This is a genomic window from Peribacillus suis, from assembly GCF_059384845.1.
Map to the genome: position 1 here is coordinate 2,664,666 of NZ_CM182019.1, position 26,651 is coordinate 2,691,316.

Annotated in this window: 24 protein-coding genes and 1 pseudogene; 8 read left to right on the forward strand and 17 right to left on the reverse strand. The window is 40.4% G+C overall.

Annotation, left to right across the window (positions count from 1 at the left end; genetic code table 11):
• Positions 1 to 206 precede the first annotated feature (206 nt).
• From AC503W_RS13005 to AC503W_RS13020, 4 genes are all read right to left on the reverse strand, one after another.
• Entirely contained in the window at positions 207 to 2,375 is a 2,169-nt protein-coding gene (locus AC503W_RS13005; protein WP_402869523.1) for a peptidoglycan D,D-transpeptidase FtsI family protein, read from the reverse strand.
• A gap of 196 nt (positions 2,376 to 2,571) precedes the next feature.
• Positions 2,572 to 3,792, reverse strand: coding sequence for an MFS transporter (locus AC503W_RS13010; protein ID WP_402986265.1), 1,221 nt, complete (start codon positions 3,790 to 3,792; stop codon positions 2,572 to 2,574).
• 216 nt (positions 3,793 to 4,008) lie between these two features.
• Positions 4,009 to 4,617 (reverse strand): superoxide dismutase SodA, encoded by a 609-nt coding sequence (gene sodA / locus AC503W_RS13015; RefSeq protein ID WP_494914394.1) that lies wholly within the window; start codon positions 4,615 to 4,617, stop codon positions 4,009 to 4,011.
• 139 nt (positions 4,618 to 4,756) lie between these two features.
• Positions 4,757 to 5,242: a DUF456 domain-containing protein gene (locus AC503W_RS13020; RefSeq protein WP_494914396.1), complete on the reverse strand. Its 486-nt coding sequence runs from the start codon at positions 5,240 to 5,242 to the stop codon at positions 4,757 to 4,759.
• 150 nt (positions 5,243 to 5,392) lie between these two features.
• Here AC503W_RS13020 and AC503W_RS13025 point away from each other — a divergent pair, with 150 nt between their 5' ends.
• From AC503W_RS13025 to AC503W_RS13040, 4 genes and pseudogenes are all read left to right on the forward strand, one after another.
• Complete coding sequence (locus tag AC503W_RS13025) at positions 5,393 to 6,166, forward strand: DUF1189 domain-containing protein (RefSeq protein WP_402869530.1); 774 nt, start codon at positions 5,393 to 5,395, stop codon at positions 6,164 to 6,166.
• Between the two features lie 342 nt (positions 6,167 to 6,508).
• Positions 6,509 to 6,835 (forward strand): protein YqfZ, encoded by a 327-nt coding sequence (locus tag AC503W_RS13030; RefSeq protein ID WP_402869532.1) that lies wholly within the window; start codon positions 6,509 to 6,511, stop codon positions 6,833 to 6,835.
• Between the two features lie 232 nt (positions 6,836 to 7,067).
• Complete coding sequence (gene ispG, locus AC503W_RS13035) at positions 7,068 to 8,183, forward strand: flavodoxin-dependent (E)-4-hydroxy-3-methylbut-2-enyl-diphosphate synthase (protein ID WP_402869891.1); 1,116 nt, start codon at positions 7,068 to 7,070, stop codon at positions 8,181 to 8,183.
• 172 nt (positions 8,184 to 8,355) lie between these two features.
• Positions 8,356 to 10,098 (forward strand): annotated as a pseudogene (locus AC503W_RS13040) (IS1182 family transposase); the annotation flags it as partial.
• 60 nt (positions 10,099 to 10,158) lie between these two features.
• Here the strand turns inward: AC503W_RS13040 and AC503W_RS13045 are convergent.
• Positions 10,159 to 10,611, reverse strand: coding sequence for a DUF4190 domain-containing protein (locus AC503W_RS13045; RefSeq protein ID WP_402986271.1), 453 nt, complete (start codon positions 10,609 to 10,611; stop codon positions 10,159 to 10,161).
• Positions 10,612 to 10,781: 170 nt separating this feature from the next.
• Between AC503W_RS13045 and AC503W_RS13050 the strand changes: the two genes are divergently transcribed.
• Complete coding sequence (locus tag AC503W_RS13050; RefSeq protein ID WP_402869536.1) at positions 10,782 to 11,366, forward strand: 5' nucleotidase, NT5C type; 585 nt, start codon at positions 10,782 to 10,784, stop codon at positions 11,364 to 11,366.
• On the opposite strand, the gene AC503W_RS13055 is transcribed toward AC503W_RS13050, so the two are convergent.
• The 4 genes from AC503W_RS13055 to AC503W_RS13070 form a co-directional block, all read right to left on the reverse strand.
• Positions 11,358 to 13,121, reverse strand: a complete 1,764-nt coding sequence (locus AC503W_RS13055; RefSeq protein WP_494917352.1) for an IS1182 family transposase — start codon at positions 13,119 to 13,121, stop codon at positions 11,358 to 11,360. The genes AC503W_RS13050 and AC503W_RS13055 overlap by 9 nt on opposite strands.
• Before the next feature lie 171 nt (positions 13,122 to 13,292).
• Complete coding sequence (locus tag AC503W_RS13060) at positions 13,293 to 13,715, reverse strand: Fur family transcriptional regulator (protein WP_402869538.1); 423 nt, start codon at positions 13,713 to 13,715, stop codon at positions 13,293 to 13,295.
• Positions 13,716 to 13,728: 13 nt separating this feature from the next.
• Entirely contained in the window at positions 13,729 to 14,562 is an 834-nt protein-coding gene (locus AC503W_RS13065; RefSeq protein ID WP_402869540.1) for a metal ABC transporter permease, read from the reverse strand.
• A 21-nt stretch (positions 14,563 to 14,583) separates the two neighbouring features.
• Complete coding sequence (locus AC503W_RS13070) at positions 14,584 to 15,348, reverse strand: metal ABC transporter ATP-binding protein (RefSeq protein WP_402869541.1); 765 nt, start codon at positions 15,346 to 15,348, stop codon at positions 14,584 to 14,586.
• A 206-nt stretch (positions 15,349 to 15,554) separates the two neighbouring features.
• On the opposite strand from AC503W_RS13070, the gene AC503W_RS13075 reads away from it, so the two are divergent.
• Complete coding sequence (locus AC503W_RS13075; protein ID WP_402869544.1) at positions 15,555 to 15,815, forward strand: DUF2624 family protein; 261 nt, start codon at positions 15,555 to 15,557, stop codon at positions 15,813 to 15,815.
• Positions 15,816 to 15,896: 81 nt separating this feature from the next.
• On the opposite strand, the gene AC503W_RS13080 is transcribed toward AC503W_RS13075, so the two are convergent.
• Together AC503W_RS13080 and AC503W_RS13085 are read right to left on the reverse strand one after the other, a co-directional pair.
• Complete coding sequence (locus AC503W_RS13080) at positions 15,897 to 16,793, reverse strand: deoxyribonuclease IV (RefSeq protein ID WP_402869547.1); 897 nt, start codon at positions 16,791 to 16,793, stop codon at positions 15,897 to 15,899.
• Between the two features lie 14 nt (positions 16,794 to 16,807).
• Positions 16,808 to 18,121, reverse strand: a complete 1,314-nt coding sequence (locus AC503W_RS13085; RefSeq protein ID WP_402869550.1) for a DEAD/DEAH box helicase — start codon at positions 18,119 to 18,121, stop codon at positions 16,808 to 16,810.
• Positions 18,122 to 18,542: 421 nt separating this feature from the next.
• Here AC503W_RS13085 and vrrA point away from each other — a divergent pair, with 421 nt between their 5' ends.
• Positions 18,543 to 19,238, forward strand: a complete 696-nt coding sequence (vrrA, locus tag AC503W_RS13090; protein WP_494914399.1) for a VrrA/YqfQ family protein — start codon at positions 18,543 to 18,545, stop codon at positions 19,236 to 19,238.
• A 123-nt stretch (positions 19,239 to 19,361) separates the two neighbouring features.
• Positions 19,362 to 20,309, forward strand: a complete 948-nt coding sequence (locus tag AC503W_RS13095; RefSeq protein ID WP_402869554.1) for a 4-hydroxy-3-methylbut-2-enyl diphosphate reductase — start codon at positions 19,362 to 19,364, stop codon at positions 20,307 to 20,309.
• 45 nt (positions 20,310 to 20,354) lie between these two features.
• Here AC503W_RS13095 and AC503W_RS13100 read toward each other — a convergent pair whose 3' ends face one another.
• The 6 genes from AC503W_RS13100 to dnaG form a co-directional block, all read right to left on the reverse strand.
• Positions 20,355 to 21,473 (reverse strand): Nif3-like dinuclear metal center hexameric protein, encoded by a 1,119-nt coding sequence (locus tag AC503W_RS13100; RefSeq protein WP_494914401.1) that lies wholly within the window; start codon positions 21,471 to 21,473, stop codon positions 20,355 to 20,357.
• A complete protein-coding gene (locus AC503W_RS13105) occupies positions 21,470 to 22,177 on the reverse strand; it encodes a tRNA (adenine(22)-N(1))-methyltransferase (RefSeq protein WP_494914402.1) in 708 nt (235 codons plus the stop codon). Before AC503W_RS13105 ends, AC503W_RS13100 begins: the two co-directional genes overlap by 4 nt.
• A gap of 192 nt (positions 22,178 to 22,369) precedes the next feature.
• Complete coding sequence (cccA, locus tag AC503W_RS13110; protein ID WP_402869559.1) at positions 22,370 to 22,738, reverse strand: cytochrome c550; 369 nt, start codon at positions 22,736 to 22,738, stop codon at positions 22,370 to 22,372.
• A 234-nt stretch (positions 22,739 to 22,972) separates the two neighbouring features.
• Complete coding sequence (locus tag AC503W_RS13115; RefSeq protein WP_494914404.1) at positions 22,973 to 23,503, reverse strand: hypothetical protein; 531 nt, start codon at positions 23,501 to 23,503, stop codon at positions 22,973 to 22,975.
• A gap of 167 nt (positions 23,504 to 23,670) precedes the next feature.
• On the reverse strand, positions 23,671 to 24,804 hold the full coding sequence (gene rpoD / locus AC503W_RS13120; RefSeq protein ID WP_402869563.1) for an RNA polymerase sigma factor RpoD: 1,134 nt from the start codon (positions 24,802 to 24,804) through the stop codon (positions 23,671 to 23,673).
• 35 nt (positions 24,805 to 24,839) lie between these two features.
• Positions 24,840 to 26,648 (reverse strand): DNA primase, encoded by a 1,809-nt coding sequence (dnaG, locus tag AC503W_RS13125; RefSeq protein ID WP_494914406.1) that lies wholly within the window; start codon positions 26,646 to 26,648, stop codon positions 24,840 to 24,842.
• Between the last annotated feature and the right edge of the window lie 3 nt (positions 26,649 to 26,651).

Sequence of the window (26,651 nt, forward strand, 5' to 3'; positions counted from 1 at the left end):
CCTAATATTTTTTTATGATTAATTTGTCCTACATACAAATCATACGATTACTCTGTAAACCTCGTATAAAGGAATTGTAAATATTCAGTAAATGATTGTTCACCTAGTGTAAAGTTGCTAAGAGAAAAGTGGTTGCACCCTGAACATCCCCATTTGGACATAAAAAAACACGCTTTGGGTTGATCCCAAAAGCGTGTATCTTTTCTTTATTCGTCTTGACTATCTCTTATTTCAGCTTGCTCTTTTTGAATCTCTTTACCGTTCTCAACTTTCAAATCGGTTGATGCATTCGTATCTTTTTTCTCGGTCCGCTCTTTTTTCAGCTTGAAATAAGTATCCATGATTTCCGCACCAATTTCTTTACTCATGGAATGACCTGAATGTCCCTGATATGCCCAAGGAACGACAACAGCAAATGCAACTTCCGGGTTTTCGGCTGGAGCATAACCCACAAGCGTGATATTCATCGTGGCTTGAGGCTCGCTATAATCCAATCTACTCGGACCATCATAGAATGCTTCCGCCGTACCTGTTTTGGCCGCTACTGTATAAGACTTATTTCCAAAGTAAGAATAAGCGGTTCCGCCTACTTCCATCGTTACCTTTTCAAAGCCCTTTTGTACACGGGTAATCCATTCATCCTTCATATCAAGACGATTCAGGACGGTTGGTGAAACTTCTTCGGAAATGGGACCCAATTCATCATTTTCATCAACCGGATCACGTATTTCCTTAACAATGTGGGGTTCCATACGGTTCCCGCCATTGGCAATCGTGGACACATACTGCGCAAGTTGCATAGGGGTGTATGTATCATACTGACCGATAGCAAAATCCAGTAATTTACCCGGAGTTGTTTCGGAACCCTTGAAACCATTCATTTCCATCGGGAGATCGATTCCCGTACGAACCCCTAAACCAAACTGGGCAAACGAATTTCGCATCGTTGAAAATGCACTGGATTTAATGTTTAAAGGCTCATTCGGCACATAATGTGCACCTGCAATATTAATGGCGGTCCTGAACATATAAACGTTGGAAGAGACCTTTAAAGCCGTTAAATCGTTTATGTTCCCGAAATTGCTATAAGATCCTTTTTCCTTTGTACCTTTGATCTTCAACTTTGTATCATAGAAGAATGTTCCGGGCTGAATGGCTCCTTGTTGATAACCAGTCAAAACAGTCGCACCCTTCACAGCAGAACCCATCGTATAAGAAGTCGTGATGTTTCCTAATGCGAAATCATTAATGGACCTTTTTCCCGTCTTTTCATCCTTGTCATATTTTTTACCTGCCATCGTTAAAACTTCTCCCGTTTTCGGATCCATCATCACGACAAACGCTCTATCCAAGAATTTTGTGTTCCCCATCTTTTTCTTGCTGATTAAATGCTTTTCAATGATTTCCTCTGTTGCCAACTGTAAATCCATATCAACCGTCAACACCAGGTCTTTCCCACGCTGTCCTTCAGTAATGACTTCTGAATCCACAACGTTTCCTGATTTATCGGTTACATTCTTCACTTTTGCCTTTTGGCCTTGGAGGACATCTTCATATTGCAACTCAATATAACTTTTACCCACACGGTCATTCCGGCTGTAATCACGTGCTAAATAATAGTCAAGGCTCTCGCTAGGCAATCCTTCTTCTGAAGAAGAAACCTTTCCTAGCACAGACTTAAGCGTTTTATTATAGGTATAGAACCTGTCCCAATCGGTTGAAATATCCACACCTGGAAGCGAATCGAGATTTTCACTCACCCTTGCAAACTCTTCCTTGGTTACTTTCTTGTTTTTCACGATTTGTGGAGTCAGTGCATAACCACTGGCGAACTCCCTATAAATCGCCAGGACTTCCATTTCCTTTTTGGAAAGCTTCATTTCTTCTTCTGTAATACGTTCGAGCTGTAGCTTGTACAAATCAGCTTCTTCAAGCTCTCCCTCTTCTACCTTTTTTCTTTCTTTATCCGTAATCTTTTTCTCTGCAAGCTCTGGATTACGCAGGATCCAAAAATCCTTTTTATCACGATCCGTGACCTTATCGGCTTCTTTATCAATCAACTTAGCTAGCTTCTCGGCCGTTTCAACCATTTCTATTTGTTTCGTACCTTGCTTTCTTGTATATGTAATTGCATCCAGCGGCTGATTGTCGACCATCAATTTCAAATTCCGGTCATACATTTTGCCACGGGGCACCGAATTATTCACGGTTACTTCTTCTGTTCTTTCAATCTCGCGTCGGTAATCATCGCCGTATACGATCTGTACGACACCCAAACGCAAAATCAGACCAGAAAACAAAACAAATACTAAAAAGAAAAGAACATTCAATCTGAAAGGTACATGCGTCTTTTTCTTTTTCTTTGTATTTACCACACCAAGCCACACTTCCTTTATCCATAGTCATGATAGTCCTATACTATTCTATAGAACAATTTTGTTTTTTTCTACCTTCATGTTCTAGAAATATTAGACACATAAAGAAAATCTAGCCCAAAAGCACGTTCAAGCCGTTCATTCGCGTTTTTTTACCACCATCTTACAATAAAAAAAGGCCCTCCAAGGCCTTTTTTCATTCTCGATCATAGATATCGATATTCCTCACAAACCAATAAATGATGAAATGTCCCGCACCAACGATTAACAAATAGAAGGGCAAGCTCTCTTTTAAATCAAAGCTCATGACCATCCAGATAAAACCTACTACAGAAACAATCCTTCCAAGATGAACGAACAGTTCACGGACAACCACGTATTCAATTCGCATTTTAGCTGCATCCTTAGCCCTTCCTATGATGTCATAGGTCAAAGAAATATATGGAACAAGCAACAGCGGATATGCTCCTGCAACGATGGCCCCATAAACGAGAAGCTTACCGAATGTCACATCGAAAGCGATGAGCCAGACTCCCATATAAAGAAAGATGCCTCCGATAAGGATTGCTTTCTTCCGCATGGGTTGTTTTATGTACCGCGAAACAAAAAAATAAGCAATGAAGGACACCGCTGAATTCAATAGTCCATAGCTCCCTATAGCCAGTTCACTTCCCGTTTGTACAAAGATGGTGATGGATATGATGAACATGAACGTTCCTTCCCGAAGCCCCTGAAAAAAATGGGCACGGGTGATCATACGCCAGTTCTTATCATTTTTTCTTTCTTTCCATACTCTCATAAAAAAGTATTTTCCGTGAGCAGGGCGTCTATTCAAGGAAAAGCTCAGAAAAACGGCAATGGTAAACAGTAATAATGATAAACCAAAAATGATTGTATACCCCGTGAACTTTTCGAGCCTTGATATAATAAACCCTGAAAGGATAGGACCAATCATGCCCCCAAAGGAATGTAGAGCCCCTAAAACACCGTTGAAGAAGTCTCTCGTATCCGGTTCAGTAATTTCAAAAGTCAAAACATTAAACGCTAGCCAATAAAACCCATAGCCAATCCCTAGCAAGGCCCCCAATAGAAAAAGAAAATCCGTGGCCCTCGTTCCTACCAAAAGGACTGTCAAATAAAACAAAGCCATGAAACTTACGCCTAACCTTAAAACGATAATTCGGTCGACCTTTTTGGCTAACCGTCCGGCAAATACAAAAGTAATTGGTTGGAAAAGAACCACACTTAAATTGTAAACGGCAATATCAATAATTTGACCGGATTGTTTCCACAGATACACATTAACAAATGTATTGGATAAAGCGACACTCAGGCTATATAATCCGCCAATCAGCAAGAGAAGCTGCAAATCCTTCTTCGCTCCCGCCTCTCCCTTCCATTTTACTAAAATACCCATTGTTTTAACTCCCCTTCAAATTCCACTCTAGTGTTTGAAAAAACAATGGCATTTATGTGAGAAAGGGAAAGAAAACTGATGAATCGGCGTTCCCAATCAGGCCTATCCCTTTAGATTATCCAAGAGGAATAAGTAAGTTGTAAACGATTAGTTCCCATAAAACAAATAAGGCGGAAATCCCCGAAAGGATTTCCGCCTTATTATTAGTGCGTATAATTATTTAGCTGTGCTGTAACGTTTTGCAACTTCATCCCAGTTAACAACATTCCAGAAAGAATTGATGTATTCAGGACGACGGTTTTGGTAGTTCAGGTAATAAGCATGTTCCCAAACATCTAATCCAAGAAGTGGAGTCTTTCCTTCAGATAATGGGTTGTCTTGGTTTGGTGTGCTAGTAACTTCTAATTCACCGTTGTTAACGGCAAGCCATGCCCAACCAGAACCGAAACGAGTAGTTGCCGCTTTAGCGAACTCCTCTTTAAAGCTGTCAAAGCTTCCAAATTTAGAAGTGATAGCGTCTGCTAATTCACCAGTTGGTTGTCCGCCACCGTTTGGTGAAAGGATTTCCCAGAATAATGAGTGGTTAGCATGTCCGCCACCGTTATTGCGTACAGCTGTACGTACAGCTTCTGGTACTGCGTCTAGGTTAGCAACGATTTCTTCAACGCTTTTGCTTTGAAGCTCTTCGTTTCCTTCTAGCGCCTTGTTTAAGTTTGTCACATACGTATTGTGATGTTTAGTGTGGTGAATGTTCATTGTTTCTTTGTCAATGTGTGGTTCTAACGCATCGTATGCGTAAGGTAATTGTGGAAGTTCGAAAGCCATAATAAAATTCCTCCCTATGTAAGCTGTTTTTTGGGGCTCTAGTCATCTTCAGATTCCTAAAGCTCGTTAGCATTAGATTACCAAATTTTCTTATCCGTTTCAAATCTTATGCCTATATTTATTTTCATTTTATAGTTCTTTAGGCGAAGATCACGAATAAAAAGTACCCAATCATCAAAAGTTGGATGATTCCTTTAGTGAAAATGCTGCTTATGAAGCCTACCACGGAACCAAGGCCGATTTTTGATGCCGTAACCACATCTTTTTTATGGAAAAGGATCTCGGCCAGGAATGCTCCAATGAAGGGCCCAATCAATATTCCCACAAATGGAATCACAAAAGGACCGACAATGAGCCCGATTGTACTGCCCCAAACACCCGCATTAGTCCCTCCGTATTTTTTGATGCCGACCATATTCGCAATATAGTCCGCAGAAAATAAAAGAACGACAAACAAAACTTGGACCGTCCAGAAAAACCAACCAAAAGGCTCAAAGGAATAAAAAAGTCCATATAACAAAATCCCTGCGAATATGAATAATACGCTTGGGATGATGGGAAAAATCAAACCGACAAAACCGATGATGAACATCAGGATAATGATGATCCAAAATAGCGTATCCACAAATAAAACATCCCTTCTATTTTATACACCTTACCTCTTCATATTTGCCCGTTTATATGCGGTTGAAACCATTGAATGCTGATACAGGTTGTTTTATTCCATAACTCTAGTTAAAATTGAGGGGAATATCATAAGATAGGTGCTGAAATCATGAACATATTCAAACAACTATGGGTGAGCCTCTATTCACCGAAAGATATCGGTTCCTTTCAAAACCAGGGAATTGGTAAGACAATTTTATATGTATTTTTCTTGAGCCTCATATTCTTCCTTCCTTCCGCATTTTACTTAGGTACAATGATTACGAATGGAATAAACGCGATTTCAGAAACTGTCTCGGAGGAAATGCCTGATTTTGAAATTAAAAATGGAACGCTAACCTCTGCTGACAAAGAGCCATTCGTCTTGAAAAAAGACAACTACCAAATATTCGTGGATGGCACTGGTTCCTTAACTCCAAAAGATGTTTCCGAAAAAACGGATGAAGCAGTGGCCCTTTTAAAATCCGAACTTGTATTTGTATCGAATGGCAATATACAAACTTCTCCTTATTCACTCTTAGAAGGAAATAATGAAGATTTATACAAATGGATCCATTCCGTGGAATCCGTCCTACCGATCATCCTGCCGTTGCTTCTCCTGACTTTATATTTATTCACGGCTGCTGGAACATTCTTGAAAGTGACCATTCTTGCTGCATTCGGGACGATATTCCGGAGCACCATGGGGCGTTCAATATCGTATAGACACCTATGGAGGATTGCCGCATATAGCATCACGCTGTCCACTATTTTCTTCACAATCATGGACGCCTTTCAAGCAGAAGTCCCCTTCGCTTCCTTCATTAGCTGGTTCGTGTCGTTAATTATGCTTCACTTATCCATTAAAGAAACGAATGATAATCCTGAAGAAATAGGATCATAAGAATAAATCAAAACCAGACTTGCTCTTGCCTGTCTGGTTTTTTGTACAGGGCGTTATTCCATATGACACCCCTGCTCCCTAACCATATGTGACTGTAGTCATCATTTTTCCCGTTCACCTAAAATCGACAAACTATTCCCGAACATATGCCTATAATAAGAGTTTAATCAGTATGTAAGGGGTGAAATGGCATGACCAAAGGGATTTTTGAATGAACTTCAAAAAGGACTGCCCAAACAAACTCTATTTAAAAGACACTCAGGAAAACCTGCCCAATTTCAGGCATAATACACCATCCTCCCAAATATATATGTATGAAAGACCATATTGGGGGATGAAATAATGAAAAGGTTACTGATGTTTTTCTCAATTTGTTTCATTCTATTTATCATTTATTTCGACATGACTACAGGAACTTTACCCACCTCCCCATCGTCAGCAACTTCAGTTCAGCCATCCAAGCCCGTAAGTAAACCTTCGGCCCCTTCAATCGCATATAAAGAAGTCCTCATCAAACCTGGAGATACCTTACTCTCCATCATGGAAAATGAAAGGGGAGCATCAAACAAGCCAATTGAAGAAGTCATATCAGATTTCCAAAGTTTGAATGAAGGGTTAAAACCTGAAAATATGCAGATTGGTAAAACGTACAAAGTACCCACATACTAATAAACCGTAATGATATATCTATCTTATCCGATGCTGGGATTGATGTCTTCTAGAAATAGCCGAACTTCAATCGAGAAAATCTCGACTGAAAAGAGTATACTTACTTCATAATAAAAAAGTAATGCGTCCTATTCCTTGTCAAGCGGTATGGACATTGATACAATATTTTAGTGAACTAAATGAAAAATCAAAATTGATTTTTTCCTAAAGGAGAGAATTCCACTTGAGTGAAATCATACATCGTACTAAAACGCGGCCAATTAAAGTTGGAAACTTAACAATCGGCGGCAATAACGAAGTAATCATCCAAAGCATGACAACAACTAAAACACATGATGTTGAAGCAACCGTTGCAGAAATCCTTCGTCTTGAAGAAGCAGGTTGTCAAATTGTACGTGTGGCCTGCCCGGATGAAAGAGCGGCTGATGCCATACCTGAAATTAAAAAACGCATCCATATTCCACTTGTGGTCGATATCCATTTTGACTATAAGCTAGCCTTGAAAGCGATCGAAGGCGGAGCAGACAAAATACGGATTAACCCTGGGAATATCGGACGCCGAGAAAAAGTGGAAGCAGTAGTAACAGCTGCCAAAGCTAAAGGCATTCCGATTCGTATCGGTGTCAATGCAGGTTCTCTTGAAAAGAAAATCCTCGACAAATATGGCTATCCAACAGCAGATGGAATGGTCGAAAGTGCATTGCATCACATCAAGATCCTGGAAGATCTTGATTTCCATGACATCATCGTGTCAATGAAGGCATCCGATGTTACTTTGGCAGTCGAAGCTTATGAAAAAGCTTCAAGAGCTTTTGATTATCCATTACATCTGGGAATTACTGAGTCGGGCACCCTCTTCTCCGGTACGGTTAAAAGTGCGGCTGGACTCGGCGCCATCCTTAGCCAGGGTATAGGTAGCACACTCCGCGTATCGTTGAGCGCAGACCCTGTAGAAGAAGTGAAAGTAGCAAGGGAGCTCCTTAAAGTATTCGGGCTTGCTTCTAATATGGCCACACTAATCTCTTGCCCTACTTGTGGACGAATTGAAATCGACCTTATCTCCATCGCAAATGAGGTCGAGGAGTATATCCAGACGATCAAAGCACCAATCAAGGTATCTGTCCTAGGTTGTGCAGTGAATGGTCCTGGTGAAGCACGTGAGGCTGATATAGGCATTGCCGGAGCACGAGGCGAAGGTTTACTGTTCAGAAAAGGAAAAATCGTCCGTAAAGTACCTGAAGAAACTATGGTTGAGGAATTAAAAATAGAAATCGACAAAATCGCCGAAGAGTATTATGCAAAGCAAAGAGCTGAAGCAGAAGAAGCGGCTAATGCGGTCATTAAATAACAAAAAAGGGGCTGTCCCAAAAGTCAGGAATATGACTTTTAGGGCAACCCCTTTTTTTTATAAATTTATGCACAAAAAAATCGCCCTTTTTAGTAAAATGAAGTTACCAGACAACATTTAGAAAGGACGATTTTTTATGAGCAATCCAAAGATTACTACAGAAAATTATAACATGGAACAAACTTTACTACCACTCTGCATACATGAGGAAACTGTCGTTCCCCAAAAACGAAATGTCACACCTACTTTTATTCCCTATGATAATCAACAAACAACTGTGATTTTTGATATTCAGGATCTGATTCCAGCTTACCACGTCGCGCGTGTAATCGATCAAATGATTGAATCAGTAGAAGATAAAGTCTTTTTCGAGCACTATAATGGTGGCGGACGTAGCTCTTACCATCCCAAAATGATGACGAAAGTCATTTTGTATGCCTATTCTCAAAAAGTCTATTCCTGTCGTGAAATCGCCAAACTGGTTGAAGAAAATATCCCAACAATGTGGCTGGCTGCCTTGCAGAAACCGGATTATCGAACGATTAATCGATTTCGTACACAACAAATGGAAAAGCTCCTTCCGAAGCTATTTGAAGAAATGATCCATCAACTAATAGAAGAAAAGCACATCACAATGGAGAACTATTTCCTAGACGGAACAAAAATTGAAGCAAGTGCAAACAAGTATTCATTTGTGTGGAAAAAGGCGACGACCAAATTTGAGGCGAAGCTACAAGAAAAAATTGAAGAAACGTACCAACAGATTCAGACCATTACAAATGAAGAAGGGCATGAACTGTCTGCTCAAGACGAAACGTCCTTTTTAACGGCAGAGGAAAAACTAACTCAAATAGAAAAAGCATTAGTGAAAAAAGTTGAAAAAGAAACGAATGGTATCCAGCTTGAAGAAGATGTCCAGGTACGAAAAGAAAAACGACGGGAACTCAGTCCGGTTAAGAAACTATTGAAATTAGTGCGTGAAGACTTAGGTCCACGATTAGTAAAATATAAACAACAAAACGCTCTATTTGGCGATCGAAATAGTTATTCTAAAACTGATACGGATGCGACATTTATGCGAATGAAAGATGATCATATGAATAACGGACAACTAAAACCTGGTTATAATATTCAAATGGCAACGGAAAATCAATTCATTCTTTTTTATACGATACATCAACGTCCAACTGATACACGGTGTTTTAAGCCCCATATAGAGGCACTGAAGAATACATCGCTACCATTCCCGAAAAACGTCATCGCAGATGCCGGCTATGGCAGTGAAGAAAACTACCTCTACTCTTTGGAGGAAGAATTTGAAGCTTTGATTCCTTACAATACTTTTTTAACGGAACAAAAACGGAGCTATAAAAAAGATATTCGTCATGCGAGTAACTGGGCATATGATGAACAAAAGGATGAATACACCTGTCCAAATAACCGTAAGGTTTTATTTAAGCGTTACTCGACCCGTACGGATAAAAATGGATTCACACGTGACTTTAAAATTTATGAATGTGAGGATTGTACGGATTGTCCATTAAAATCGCAATGTACAAAGGCGGCAGGAAATCGCCAAGTGCATGTTAATCCAGTTTATGAAGAACTAAAAGCGAAAGCAAAAGTGAACCTTTGGTCTGAATCGAATGCACAAATTTACGCTCGACGAAAAATCGAGGTAGAGAGTGTTTTTGGTCATATCAAGGGCAATAGGTCGTTCCGTCGCTTTTCGCTTCGGGGCTTAACGAAAGTCCAAACGGAGTTTGGCATCGTAGCCATGGCACATAATTTACTGAAGATAGCTGGCTTGCATCAGCTACTTTCAATGAATAATTATAAAAATAGAAAAACAGGTGGAGAAAAACAACTCGTTTTTCTCCACCTGTTTTATTTTAGGGACTTATTAGACAGCCCCTTTTTTGTTTCCACAAAAAAGCTGTCTCCGCTACAAACGGAAACAGCAAAAACATGCTCCTTAAAAGAACGGCAGGATGAATATGCCCACAATGATGGAAACTGCACTTATACCTATAGCCCATGAGCCCATGCTCGATCCCCTTTTACGGGCTGAAAAACCAATAATGATCCCAAGGATCCCCAATATAAAGGGCATCATGAACAACGAGAGAATGGAAATGATTAACGCAATGGCCCCTATACCTGTTCCACCCGATGCTTTACCAGAAGCATCCGACCGTCCATTCATCTTACTTTCATTAGGAATGGTGGAAATCTCGGCAGAAGTTTCTTCCTGATAACGACTATCCTGGACTGAAGTATCGTTTCTTTTTTGATAAGCCCTTTGCTCTACCGCATTTTCTTCTGTATAGTACCGCTCATGATGTTCATCATCCACGACAACCACTGGATCTTTTCCCGCTTCAGTTGAATGATCCTTGTCAATAATGGAGTATTGATCTTCTTCCATTGATCCATCACTCACTTTCGTTTTTAGGAGCATTTATAGTATATGTATAATAGCGAATAACCCTCATGATAAAGGTTGCATGTCTTGGTTTAAATATGTATTGTTTCCAATGGCTTGTTTGAATATGATACACTAAAATAACTGTTGCTGAAAATGAGGAGAGAGTCATCATGAAAAAAAGATTTGGTATCGATATTGACGGGACCATAACAAGACCCGATACCCTAGTTCCCTATTTAAATAAAGCTTTTCAATTAAATTTAGCTTATGAAGACATTAATGAATATGATTTATTCCCTTTCGTCAATGTACCCAAAGAAGACTTCACAAAATGGTTCATCGAAACCGAACCGACCATTTATTCGGAATCCTTAATGGCTGAAGGGGCAAAGGACATTCTCGAGGACTGGATGAAGCACGCTGATTTATATTTCATCAGTGCCAGGAGTGACCGCCTTCTTGATGTAACAAAAGACTGGTTTACGAAGAACCAGGTCCAATACAGTCATCTGGAGTTAGTCGGTTCCCATGATAAAGTCGCCACAGCCAAAAAATACGCCGTGGATCTCTTTCTAGAGGACAAGTATGACAATGCGGTCGCCATTTCTGAAGAATGTAATATCCCTGTCCTTTTATTCAATACACCATATAATCAAGGACCGGTACCAGAAAGGGTTTTCAGGGTGGATAACTGGATGGAAGCTTCTCAGTGGGTCAACCATTGGCTCCCCGATAAGCCGTTAAGCTTAAAATAGGATCGTAAAAAAGGGGCTGTCTAATAAGTCCCTAAAATAAAACAGGTGGAGAAAAACGAGTTGTTTTTCTCCACCTGTTTTTCTATTTTTATAATTATTCATTGAAAGTAGCTGATGCAAGCCAGCTATCTTCAGTAAATTATGTGCCATGGCTACGATGCCAAACTCCGTTTGGACTTTCGTTAAGCCCCGAAGCGAAAAGCGACGGAACGACCTATTGCCCTTGATATGACCAAAAACACTCTCTACCTCGATTTTTCGTCGAGCGTAAATTTGTGCATTCGATTCAGACCAAAGGTTCACTTTTGCTTTCGCTTTTAGTTCTTCATAAACTGGATTAACATGCACTTGGCGATTTCCTGCCGCCTTTGTACATTGCGATTTTAATGGACAATCCGTACAATCCTCACATTCATAAATTTTAAAGTCACGTGTGAATCCATTTTTATCCGTACGGGTCGAGTAACGCTTAAATAAAACCTTACGGTTATTTGGACAGGTGTATTCATCCTTTTGTTCATCATATGCCCAGTTACTCGCATGACGAATATCTTTTTTATAGCTCCGTTTTTGTTCCGTTAAAAAAGTATTGTAAGGAATCAAAGCTTCAAATTCTTCCTCCAAAGAGTAGAGGTAGTTTTCTTCACTGCCATAGCCGGCATCTGCGATGACGTTTTTCGGGAATGGTAGCGATGTATTCTTCAGTGCCTCTATATGGGGCTTAAAACACCGTGTATCAGTTGGACGTTGATGTATCGTATAAAAAAGAATGAATTGATTTTCCGTTGCCATTTGAATATTATAACCAGGTTTTAGTTGTCCGTTATTCATATGATCATCTTTCATTCGCATAAATGTCGCATCCGTATCAGTTTTAGAATAACTATTTCGATCGCCAAATAGAGCGTTTTGTTGTTTATATTTTACTAATCGTGGACCTAAGTCTTCACGCACTAATTTCAATAGTTTCTTAACCGGACTGAGTTCCCGTCGTTTTTCTTTTCGTACCTGGACATCTTCTTCAAGCTGGATACCATTCGTTTCTTTTTCAACTTTTTTCACTAATGCTTTTTCTATTTGAGTTAGTTTTTCCTCTGCCGTTAAAAAGGACGTTTCGTCTTGAGCAGACAGTTCATGCCCTTCTTCATTTGTAATGGTCTGAATCTGTTGGTACGTTTCTTCAATTTTTTCTTGTAGCTTCGCCTCAAATTTGGTCGTCGCCTTTTTCCACACAAATGAATACTTGTTTGCACTTGCTTCAATTTTTGTTCCGTCTAGGAAATAGTTCTCCATTGTGATGTGCTTTTCTTCTATTAGTTGATGGATCATTTCTTCAAATAGCTTCGGAAGGAGCTTTTCCATTTGTTGTGTACGAAATCGATTAATCGTTCGATAATCCGGTTTCTGCAAGGCAGCCAGCCACATTGTTGGGATATTTTCTTCAACCAGTTTGGCGATTTCACGACAGGAATAGACTTTTTGAGAATAGGCATACAAAATGACTTTCGTCATCATTTTGGGATGGTAAGAGCTACGTCCGCCACCATTATAGTGCTCGAAAAAGACTTTATCTTCTACTGATTCAATCATTTGATCGATTACACGCGCGACGTGGTAAGCTGGAATCAGATCCTGAATATCAAAAATCACAGTTGTTTGTTGATTATCATAGGGAATAAAAGTAGGTGTGACATTTCGTTTTTGGGGAACGACAGTTTCCTCATGTATGCAGAGTGGTAGTAAAGTTTGTTCCATGTTATAATTTTCTGTAGTAATCTTTGGATTGCTCATAAAAAATCGTCCTTTCTAAATGTTGTCTGGTAACTTCATTTTACTAAAAAGGGCGATTTTTTTGTGCATAAATTTATAAAAAAAAGGGGTTGCCCTAAAAGTCATATTCCTGACTTTTGGGACAGCCCCTTTTTTTTACGATCCTACCGATATACAGACGGGACAACGACCATAAATTTCGAATTTATGACCTGAAACCTCATAGTCCTTCAAACTTTCCTGAAGCTCCTGCATCGGGCATACTTCGATTTCCTTTGTCTTACCACAATTCAAACAAATGAAATGGTGATGATGGGAAGAATGTCCACAAGTGAAGCGAAAATGCTTTTCACCTTCCAATTCAGTTGTCTCAAAGATTCCAAGCTCGACAAACAAGGAAAGATTTCGATAAATTGTATCGAAGCTTAAGCCAGGATAATCTCGCTTCATATTCTCCAGTACATCTTTAGCGGTTAAATATTTATCACTTGAAGAAAAAAGAGCCAGCATTTCCTCTCTTTTTCCTGTATGTTTAAACCCTTTATCTTTAAGTAATTGCATGGCAGTTGTTACGTTCAAAAAATCACCCCACCTATCGATTTTTCCACTTATCCAATAAAATTGATAAGACAAGTATTAGCACTGCGATGATCACGATCGTTCCTCCTGGAGCAAGATCCATATTATAGGATATGAATAGTCCTCCCACGACAGAAATTTCCCCGAATATGACGGAAAAGGCAATCATCTGCTTAAAGCCTTTTGCAAAGCGAAGGCTTGCTGCCACAGGCAATGTCATAAGTGAAGATACCAGTAATATCCCGATAATCTTCATCGATGCAGCAATCACCAATGCCACCATCACGATAAAAATAAAATGAATGGCTTGATATGGGATACCTGAAGCCTTGGCATGTTCTTCATCAAAGGATAGTAAAAATAATTCTTTATATAACAAGGCTAACATCAAAGCGACTGCAATGCCCACTCCCATGATGAGATACAAGTCTGTACGGCTTACTGCACTGACACTTCCGAATAAATAACTGTATAAGTCCGTATTAAAACCATCTGCAACGGAAATGAAAATGACGCTAAGCCCCATGCCGCCAGCCATGATGATGGGTATGGCAAGCTCTTGATAATGCTTGTACACCCCTCTTAACTTTTCAATGAATAACGATCCTCCAACAGAAAAGGCCATCCCTATATAAAGCGGATTCAATCCGGCAAGAGAAAGAAAACTTTTCTGAAGCAATAAACTGAATGCAATTCCTGCTAGCGCTACATGACTAAGTGCATCGGAAATCATCGACATCCGTCTTACCACGACAAAAACGCCTACAAGTGGCGCAATCGCTCCGATGATGATCCCAGTCAAAAAAGCGTTCTGCAGAAATTCAAATTGCAATATCCCCGATATCATTGGGCTATCCTCCAAAACTTATTAATGATTATGGTTTAAAAACTGAACGCCATGTCCGTAAATGGAAGACAATTCTTCCTCATTCAGGCCATTGTATTCGACGGCATCGCCATGAAAATGAAGCACCTTGTTCAAACAGGCAACATGTGTGACTTTATCGGTCACAGTACCGACATCATGTGTAACCAATATTAGGGTAATCCCCAATTTTTTATTTAGCATCTCAAGCATTTCGTAAAACTGATGGACATTTTTTGAATCAACACCTACAGTTGGTTCGTCCAAAATCAACAATTCAGGCTCACTGACAATTGACCGCGCAATAAACACCCTCTGCTGTTGACCTCCGGATAATTCACCGATGTTTCGGTTTTGATACTCGAGCATATCCACTGATTCCAGAGCATCCTTCACCTTTTTCTTGTCTTCTTTGCTTGCAAATTTGAACAGGCCGATTTTTTTTGTCAAACCGCTTTGAACCACTTCAAAAACGGTAGCAGGAAAACCGGAATTGAAGGAATTTGCCTTTTGAGAAACAAACCCTATCTTTTGCCAATCCCTAAAGCGTCGGATATCTTCCCCAAATAAATTAATTTTTCCTTTTTGGAGTTTAAATACACCAAGTAACAACTTCAACAGAGTGGATTTACCGGATCCATTCGGACCGACGATAGCTAAAAAGGCCCCTTTAGGTATTTCAAGTGATACATGCTCCAGCACTAAATCTTTTGTATATTTGTAAGATATATCTTCTAATTTAACGATGGGGTTGATTACATTGTCCAAAACTATCACCTTTTTTTTAAGAATCATTACGATTAACAAAGGTTAGTATAAATCAAAGATGTTCAGAAGTAAAGAATTCGCTCCAGACTTCACATGGTCTAACTGTTTAACAAAAACCATACATCCGTAAATTTCCAACAATCCGTGAACTTTCGAGTTCACATACCCTATCTTTCTTCATATGTTTTAAAGGAGGAGGAGATCGTATGAAATTATTCGAAATGATGGTCAACCATAAAATAAATCAGATACGCCCGGATGAACTACTTTCCCTTGCTAAACAACATCAGATTAGTCTAACACAAAAACAGGCAAGTGATATTACTGCACTGCTGGCCGGTAGAAACATCAATATATTCGATATTCGCCAAAGGCAAAACGTTCTTGGTCAAATCACCCAAGTGGCAGGAGCGAATACGGCCCGGGCAATCGAAACCCTTTTCAACAACCTTACAGCCAATATGTAAACAAGGGTAGCCGGTATCATCTAATTTCCTATGTAAAATAAGGGACGATTCATCGACATGCCGATGGATCGTCCCTTCTACTTACATTTGCAACATGATTTTTTCCAGTACACCCTCGTCGAATTGCTGGTTCTTAAGCATATCGATTTCGAATTTATACGGAGCCTTTTTATCCTTCTTGTCTTCTCCTACATAAGGAGTTTCCAGGATTTTTGGAACTTCGCTTAACTGAGGATGATGGACAATGTAATTCAATGCTTTAAAGCCGATATGTCCAAAACCAATATTCTCATGACGGTCCTTATGCGCACCACGGACATTTTTGCTGTCGTTGATATGGAGCACCTTGATTCGTTCAACGCCGATCAACTTATCAAATTCATTCAGGACTCCATCGAAATCTTCGACGATATTGTATCCAGCATCATGTGTATGACACGTATCGAAACATACAGATAGCTTATCGTTATGGATTACACCATCCATGATCATTGCCAATTCTTCGAAAGAACGGCCACATTCCGTACCTTTCCCTGCCATCGTTTCAAGGGCAATTTGCACTTTGTCATCTGCAGAAAGAACCTCATTTAAACCTTCAATGATTCTTTTAATTCCGATTTCAGTGCCTGCACCGACATGGGCACCAGGATGAAGGACGATCTGACCCGAACCGATTGCTTCCGTCCGATCGATTTCACTGCGCAAAAAATTGATTCCCAAGTCGAAAGTAGCTGGATTTGTGGTATTGGCAATATTGATTATATATGGAGCATGTACAACAATATCCGTTATCCCATTCTCCTCCATATGCAGTCTACCTGCTTCAATATTCAAATCCTCTATTTTCTTGCGTCTTGTATTTTGCGGGGCTCCTGTATAAACCATGAATGTATTGGAACCATATAAAGCCGCTTCCTGACTCGCAGCAAGTAGCATATTTTTCCCGCTCATTGAAACATGCGACCCAATCTTCAGCATCTAATTACTCCCTTTTATTTCTTTCTTTGTATGCGGCGTTCGCGTTTTTTAAAGTTTTCCACGTCACGTTGAATTTTCTTCTTGTAACCAGGTTTAACTTTAGACGGCTTCTTAACATGCCTGCTTGCCTTTACATCTATCTCTGATTTTTGTTTCTTACGATTTTTCCGTTTGTTACGTTCGTCTATATCTACCCAATCGCCATTTTGAATATCGGCATCATGGAATTCAATCCCCATCTTTTCAAGGCGGTTCAATGCATCTTCATCAGATGTACCATATATCGTTGCTGCAATTCCTGAGTATCCGGCGCGGGCAGTTCTTCCCGTTCTATGAATGTAGAAGTCCAGGTCCGTCGGTAATTCATAGTTAATGATATGACTGACACCTTCAATATCAATTCCGCGAGAAGCCAAATCAGTAGCGACAATGAATTGATACTCCAGATCATTGATTTGCTTCATCATTTTCTTACGATCACGAGGCGATAAATCTCCATGGATCCGGCCCACTTTCAATCCCTTTTCAATCAGGGAGTTGGCTACATGATCCGCCATTTTTTTCGTATTGGTGAAAACGATAGCCAAATACGGATTATAACGAACGATGATATCATGTAATAACTGCTCCCTGTTACGGTGACGAAGAGGTATCAGAACATGTTCAATCTTTGCGGCTGTCGCCTGTTTCGGATTAACTTGAACATATTTCGGGTTTTCCATATATTTATTCAAGAATGGCTTTAACTTTTCCGGAATGGTTGCCGAGAAAACAAGCATTTGAATTTTTTCCGCCATACGGGAAGCAAATTGGTCAACATCTTCAAGGAAGCCCATATCGAGCATAAGGTCCGCTTCATCAACAACAAGCATCGTAGCCGTATATACCTGAAGGGCTTGAGCCTCAACCAAATCCTTGATTCTTCCTGGAGTCCCAATGACCAACTGTGGCTGGGTCTTCAATTTATCGATCATACGCTGTTTATCGGTACCACCGATATAGCAACGTACTTGAATTTGCTCATCTTCAGGGAAATGGTCCGCAATTTTCAAAGCTTCTTTGTAGATTTGATTCGCTAACTCACGGGTTGGTGCGGAAATAATCGCTTGAACTTCATTTTTCCCAGCATCAAGCTTGTTCATAATCGGCAGCAAATAGGAATGAGTCTTCCCTGTACCTGTCTGCGACTGTCCAATTAAGCTACTTCCCTTTAAAAGCGACGGGAGCACGCGTTCCTGTATTTCCGTCGGCTTATCGAACCCTAAAGTACGAACTGCATCTAGAATGTAGCTTTTCAAATTAAATCGTTCAAATTGGTTTTGTTTCATCAAATATCTCCTTTATTCTTGTCTTTCATTAGACACGTCTTATTATTATAATAAATTTTATACAAAAAGCGCAAGCGTCTTGGTAGCTCGTGAAGAAAATAGGGATTGGCCCATAAGGCGCTTTTTGCCTTATGTGGTCCATCATCTTTTTCACAGCGAGCTAGACGCTGGAGCTGGATTATACAAAAAGCGCAAGCGCTTTGGTCAGTTCTCTTAATGGACTCTTGCAAAAGAAAAGCACCTGTCCTGGTCATAGCGTATCCCCCGCAGACATGGAGCAAAAAGACTACCGTTACCATCTTACCTTCTTTCCGACCACTTCACAACATTCCATCTATCCTTTCCTCAAACCTTTTTTACCATGCTGCATAATTTATAGGGAAGAACACATCAATACCTAAACCATAAAGAGGTGAAACCTATGTTCCAAGATAGAAACCGTTCCCCCGGTCCTGGATTCCAGCAACCTAATAATGGCCCAAGGATGCAGCAACCTAGACCCTTCAGGGGACCACAGTACCCAAACAGCAACCCTTTTCAGCCAATGAGGCCGCCTCAAGGAAGACCACAAGGACCACCGGGACCCCAACAAGGCTTCCGGGGAGGAGCCCCCTTCAATCAACAACAAAGACCAGAACAGCAACTTCCTAAGAAAGAAGGGATTTTAGCCAAGCTTCTAGGTAGGTCCAAACAACAAAATGCCGCTCCCCCAAACTTATTCGCACCAGCCAATTCCACTACCACTAGTTCTTCAAGAAGTAGTGGCGGCGGCATCCTGGAGAACTTAACCAAACCCGATTCACTCAACAATATGCTAAACAACACCCAAAAGGTATTGCAAGCGGCCGAGCAATTCACGCCAATGGTGCAGCAGTATGGGCCAGTAATTAAAAACCTCCCCTCCATGTGGAAGGTGTTCCGCAGCATATCATCAAGTGAAGAAACGGAAAAACCAGCAGAAGAAAACACCAATTTAACCACTTCTCCCAAGATTCAGGAATCCGAACCCGCTGTGAATAGCGATAAGCCAAAAATCGAATTAAACGTAGAACCGGCTGCCGAGGCTCTCCCCAAAAAGACAAGGAATCGATCATCCGGACCTAAACTTTATATTTAAACCATTATAAATTTGCGCCCGTGGCATCATTCATGAAATACGATATTTTGTAAAATCATCTATGGTCTTATATAATAGAAGGGAATACGCGTAAGTTTCTTGCCTTTGAAGGAGGACACATAGATGAAAGTAAATAAAATCTCCCCGCGGGGCTATTGCTATGGAGTAGTTGATGCCATGGTTATTGCCAGGAATGCGGCTTTAGATAAAACCTTGCCACGCCCTATTTACATTTTAGGAATGATCGTTCATAACAAGCACGTTACCGATGCTTTTGAAGAAGAGGGGATCATAACGCTAGATGGCAGTAACCGAAATGAAATCATCAATCAGGTGGAAACGGGAACTGTCATCTTTACCGCTCACGGCGTTTCCCCTGAGATTCGGAAGATTGCGAAGGAAAAAGGCCTTGTCACCCTTGATGCTACTTGTCCTGACGTTACCGCTACACATGACTTGATCAGGGAAAAAGAATCGGAAGGGTATCAAATCATCTATATCGGCAAAAAAGGACATCCTGAGCCAGAGGGAGCAGTTGGGGTAGCCCCTGATGTCGTTCACCTCGTGCAAAATGCTGAAGATGTCGAAGCCTTATCATTGAATAGTGAAAAGATCATTGTGACCAATCAAACGACAATGAGTCAATGGGATGTCCTGGACATCATGGAGAAGGTGAAGGAAAAGTTCCCCCATTCTGAGGTCCATAAAGAAATCTGTTTAGCCACACAGGTCCGTCAAGAGGCCGTAGCACAACAAGCTGGAGAAGCGGATGTCCTTATCGTCGTCGGTGACCCAAAAAGCAATAACTCCAATCGGCTTGCACAAGTATCCGAAGAAATTGCAGGAACCACGGCTTATCGCATAGCCGATATTTCCGAACTGAACCTCGAATGGTTAAAAGATGCCAAAACGGTGGCTGTCACTTCGGGAGCTTCGACGCCTACTCCTATAACGAAAGAGGTCATTAGATTCCTTGAACAATATGAACCTACTGACGAATCGACATGGGATACGGAAAAGAAAACACCCTTGCATAAAATATTACCTAAAATCAAAGTAAAGAAAGCCTGAAAAAAAGGCAGCCACAAATGGTAGTGGCTGCCTTTTTCTATCCTTTTATATAAATGTAAAAGGATCTGTATTGAGCTCAGAAGGTATGAATTCTACATCCAAATTTTTATTGACGCACATCTCATTCAAGATTCGAGCTACACCTTTTTTCATCACTTTCTCAACATTATGGCCCGGATCCACGATATTCAATCCAATCATCATGGCGTCGTGAGCCGTATGATAATACATATCACCCGTTACATACACATCGGCACCTTTAAACTTAGCGGTCGTGAAGTATTTATTTCCATCACCGCCAAGAACGGCAACTTTTTTTATGGTACTGTTCAGGTCTCCAACTACACGGACATTCTCCACTTCGAGAGTCTCTTTAACATGCTCGGCAAATTGTCCAAGGGACATTTCTTCTGCAAGAACCCCGATTTTGCCTAGCCCCAAGGATTCGCCTTTGTTTTCCAACTTATAAATATCATAAGCCACTTCTTCATATGGATGGGCTTTGATCATCGCAGAAAGTATTTTTTTTTCAATGGGTTCAGAGAATATGGTTTCAATTCGCACTTCTGAAACCCTTTCAATCTTGCCTCGTGTACCAATCGACGGTTCACTGCCTTCCCCGGGTAAAAACCTGCCTGTACCCTCAACTGTAAACGAACAGTAGCTGTAATTTCCTAGCGAACCGGCTCCTGCCTTACCCAAGGCATCCCTTACCTTTTGTTCGTCCTCTTTTGGTACATACACCACTAATTTTCTTAGAGGGATTTCATGGGTAGGGACAAGGACCTCTGTATTTTGTAATTGCAATGCATCAGCAAGTAAATCATTTACACCGCCCTTGGCTACGTCCAAGTTAGTATGTGCGGCATAAACGGCAATATCATGCTTGATCAATTTCTCGATGATTCGGCCACTAGCCTGAGCTGTATCTATTTTCTTCAACGGCCGATAAATCAAGGGATGATGGGCAATGATCAGTTCGACACCTTTTTCTATCGCTTCATCCACCACTTCTTCCAGGACATCAAGTGCAATCATCACTTTTGAAACGGGCTTATTCAATTCCCCGACATGTAGTCCAATTGGATCCCCCTCCATTGCATATCGTTTCGGAGAGAACTGTTCGAACATTTCAATAATCTGCATACCATTAGCTGTTTTCATCGTTTAAGCACCTCCTCAATGAATGCAATTTGCACTTCCATTTCCTTGCGCTTCGTTTCTAAGCCACTTCGGCCACTCGCATCCAATTGCTCAATGATTCTTTCGAAGTGCGCCTTCTCATGTTGCCATTTCTTTATGAAAGTATCACTGAATTTCTTTAACAGGAATGGCCCGAACATAAGCCCAACTTGCTTATTTTCATGATAGGGCTGAAGAGGATCCCCTTTTTTCGCAATCAAGATTTCATAGATCTTTCCATCTTCCTCCAGAATATCTTCATCGATTAATTCCCAACCGTTATCAATTAGCCAATTACGAACGTTTAGGGCTCCTACATTGGGCTGAAGAATGAGTCTCTCCACCTTCCCCAACTTTTTTTTCCCATTTTCCAATATACTAGCGATTAATGTACCGCCCATTCCTGCGATAGTAACACATGTAGCTTCATCCGGTTTTAATACCTCAAGCCCATCGCCTTTACGGACTTCTATGAGGTCCTCTAATCCCGTTCCCTTCACTTGTTTAAGGGCAGACTGATAGGGACCTTCCACAACTTCACCCGCTATCGCACGGTCACAGAGCCCATTGGATACAGCATAGCAAGGCAGGTAAGCATGATCGGAACCGATATCGGCCAGAATGCTCCCTTTCGGTATATGTAACGCGACATTTTCTAATCTCTTTGATAATTTTTCGTGATTCATTATACTATCAACTCTCTTATTTCAAATTCATATTTATATCATTTCATTTCCCATTCGATTATAACAAGTTCCAAGGAAAAATTACAGAACGAGGACAACATGGGGGGATCCATCAGGGAAAAGGAGGAGAATACCGAAGATAAAAGAAAAGCTGATTCAAAAACGAATGTACGTTTTGAATCAGCTTCCTGCTTATTTTAATCCGTGAATATACTTTGCCATGGCATCGAGATTCGATTCGTCAACTAAACCAGCAGGCATAGCTCCTCGTCCATTAGCGATGACTTCTTTGACTTCATCTTCGGATAAACGGTCGGCAACACCCTTAAGGGCAGGTCCGACTCCACCTTGATAGGCATCACCATGACATGAAATGCAATTCTGTTTATAAATGTCTTCAGGTGAGGATGAGGCACTTTCCGTTTCCTCTGTTTTTTCTCCGCCTTCTTTTTCTTTAGCAAGATCTTTGGCATCTCCTAAACCTTTGAATGAAAGTAAAAACATAAGTCCAATACCAAAAACCATGATAATAATAAAAGGCATAACTGGATTGCGATTCATAGTATTTCCTCCTCTATGTAGAACCTAAACTTACCATATTTAATATTATATACAAATTACTATATATTATTTTACTTGAAAAGAGTTTCAAGTAAAACCCCAAAAATAGAAGATATTATATTTTTTCTCAAATTTGTCAAAAATTTATGTATATTTACGAACAATTTTGACTTTTCTTGGATTATTTCCATAATACCCCTATTCATGATAAAACAAACAAGCATCTGTTTTTAATTATATCAATAAAAAGTAAGCTATTACAACTAATCCCAAAATTCCAGATATCGAAAAATAGAGCAGCTTATATTTTTGGCCAATCCATAACCATAACCCACAGTTGAAAAATAAGCCTATATACAGGATACTCCTCTTTCCAGCAGCGATTAGCTCGGTTACTTGCACTGTTTCCACTAACACTAACAATAACAATCCTATTAAAGATAATAGTAAAAGGAGTTTCGTGTTCTTGAAGCGTCGAAGAAAGAAAAGAAAAGCAAGGATGGAGAAAGTTGTCACGACCATTTGCATTGTGTTGGATATTTCAGTAAAATAATTCAAAAATATATTAATTAAAAAAAGAGCACCCATTGCAATCCCATTAATCCATTCTTTTTTACGGCTTTTGCTTTTCTGAGGGGTAACAGGTTGTGCCTCCCCCTGGCTATATAAGGCTAGTAAGTAATTGCAATATTGTTCTGGGAGCATGCGACTTTGCTTCCAAGAGTTAATTTCTTGAATGATGATTTTCTTTCTTGTTTCATCCATGAATACACTTCCTCATGCGTACTGTGCTTTTTTATTTTTCGGTTAATCCTGCCTGTCGGATTTGGTGTTGATTTCCTTTAAAGGATTATTCTCCACACCAATGGCTGAAAAAAAGAGCCACTCCCGAACGCTGGGCATTCAAAGAGGGCTCTGTAAAGGGCGTTATTCTATTCTAGGAAATCTTTCAAGCGTTTACTGCGGCTTGGATGTCTAAGCTTTCGTAGTGCCTTAGCTTCGATTTGACGGATACGTTCGCGGGTTACGCCAAACACCTTACCTACCTCTTCAAGAGTGCGTGTACGACCATCATCAAGTCCGAAGCGAAGTCTCAAGACATTCTCTTCACGATCAGTCAGTGTATCTAACACATCTTCAAGTTGTTCTTTCAACAATTCGTATGCAGCATGTTCAGATGGAGAAGTCGCATCTTGGTCTTCAATGAAATCACCTAAGTGTGAATCATCTTCTTCACCAATTGGGGTTTCCAATGAAACAGGCTCCTGAGCAATCTTCAAGATTTCACGAACCTTTTCCGGAGTTAAATCCATATCCTCTGCAATTTCCTCTGGAGATGGTTCACGTCCAAGATCTTGAAGAAGCTGTCTTTGTACCCTGATTAATTTATTGATGGTCTCAACCATATGCACCGGTATCCTGATCGTTCTTGCTTGGTCAGCAATCGCACGAGTGATGGCCTGACGAATCCACCAAGTTGCATAGGTACTGAACTTGTACCCTTTGCGGTAATCGAATTTCTCTACCGCTTTGATAAGACCCATATTTCCTTCTTGAATCAAGTCAAGGAAAAGCATACCGCGTCCCACGTAACGTTTGGCTATGCTGACTACCAGACGTAGATTGGCTTCGGCTAGACGGCGTTTTGCCTCTTCGTCCCCTTCCTCGATTCGCATCGCTAAAGAGATTTCCTCTTCTGCAGATAAAAGGTCGACCCGACCGATCTCTTTCAAGTACATCCGGACAGGATCATTAATCTTAACACCAGGAGGAACACTTAAGTCATTTAAGTCAAACTCTTCTTCTTTAGCAAGTTTTTTGGAATCTGGATCATCTTCATCCTCTTCTTCCTCACCATCCGTGAGAATCTCGATTCCATTTTCAGCTAGCACCTCATAGAACTCATCCATTTGATCGGAATCTAATTCGAAACCGCCAATTTTTTCGGCAATTTTTTCTAAGGTCAAAGAGCCTCTTTTCTTACCTAGCTCTATTAATTTTTCTTTAACCTGCTCAAGGCTAAATTCATTATCAACTTGTTTGGAACGTGCTGGTTTTTCAGCCATTAGTTCCCCTCCTTCCAGGTCTTACACCTAAACAACTACAACATTTTGCGCAACTTAATGATTTCCATTGCAATTCTGGCGGCAGCTTTAGGATCGCTGCGTCTCACTGCATCTTTTTCTTCAGCCTGTTTTTCCTTTATCTTTAACATCTTTTCATATTTCAACACTTGATTTATACAATCAGTCAGTTCTTTATCGGAAACTTCCTCATTAACTGACATCATTTCTATTTCCGAAACGATCCTTCTCAAGTTTGGATCCGGCAAATAAGTAAGGAAAAAGCTTGGATCAGGCTCGTGTCCATCTTCATAGAAAGCATATAAATAGGTGATGATGGCCTGATGTTCATCTACATGAAAGAGTGTTTGTCCAAGCAACTGTTGAATCTTATAAGTCATTTCCCTGCTTTTCAGCATATGGGCCATCAACTTAATTTCAGCATTGTGATGAGCAGGTTTTAATTTATGCTCATACTGAAGGGTCATTTTCTTTTGAGTAGCAGGTTGTGGCAGTGTACCCTTTTTACGTTCCGCAAAAAATACCTGTCGTTGCTGCTGTTCAAGCGCATCCAACGAAAGTGTAAACTCGGAGGATAGCTGCCTAAGATAATGATCCCGCTCCACTGCACTTGGCAAACGAGAAATTTCTTTAAGGACTTCTTCGATATATTGAATTCGATCTCCTTCATTATTTACATTTTTTCCTCGACGTAAATAATGCATCTTGAATGCCATGTAGGTTAAACTGGCCCCTATTACCTCAGAAACAAAGCTTTTCTCACCAAATTCCTTTATGTAGTCATCGGGGTCCATATTATCAGGCATAAGTGCTACCTTAACGGTAAAATCCGTTTCCTGTAGCATGTTAACTGCGCGGTTAGCTGCATTCAAACCAGCCGAATCCGAATCATAACAGATTAAAACCTGGTCCGTATTTCTTTTTAAAAGCTGAATGTGCTGATCGGTTAGAGCGGTCCCCATCGTAGCAACCGAATTCTCCACTCCGGCACGGACTGCGGAAATACAGTCGGCAAAACCTTCGAAAATTACAACTTGTTCCTTCTTGCGAATGTGCGGTCTTGCTTGATGGAAATTATATAAAGTTTTACTTTTATTAAAGATTGGGGTCTCGGGGCTATTCAAGTATTTGGGCTCATCGTCCCCCATTGCTCTACCCGAAAACGCAATCGTATTCCCTTGATGATCCATAATCGGAAACATGACTCTATTTCTAAAACGGTCAAAGTATGACTCATCTTTTTCCCTGTAAATAATCAACCCAGCCTGTTCCATAAATTCTGGCGGGAAACCCCTTTTTAAAAGAAACTTGGAAACAAAATCCCAAGAATCCAGTGAGTAACCAATTTGGAACTTTTCAATCGTTTCTTCGGTAAATCCTCTATTAAGGAGATACTCCAAAGCTTCTTGGCCTTCCTTGGTATTTACAAGAAGATGATGGTAAAACTTTCGAAGCAAGTCATGGGCTTCAAGCATCTGTTGAGAACCAGCCGGCATATTAGACCGTTGGGAGTCCTTATTTATTTCAACGTCCAAAGGTATATTCCCTTTTTCAGCCAGGACCTTTGCAGATTCCACAAAATTATATCCTTCGATATCCATTAAGAAAGTGAAAATATTCCCACCTGCACCACAGCCAAAACAATGGAAAATCTGTTTTTCCGTGGAAACAGAAAATGATGGTGAGTTTTCACCATGGAAAGGACAAAGCCCAAAATAATTCCGTCCTTGCTTCTTCAGCTGGACATATTCTCCAATTAAGTCGACGATGTCCACTGCTTCTCGGATCTGATTTATCTTTTCATCTTCTATACGACCATTTGTCATTTT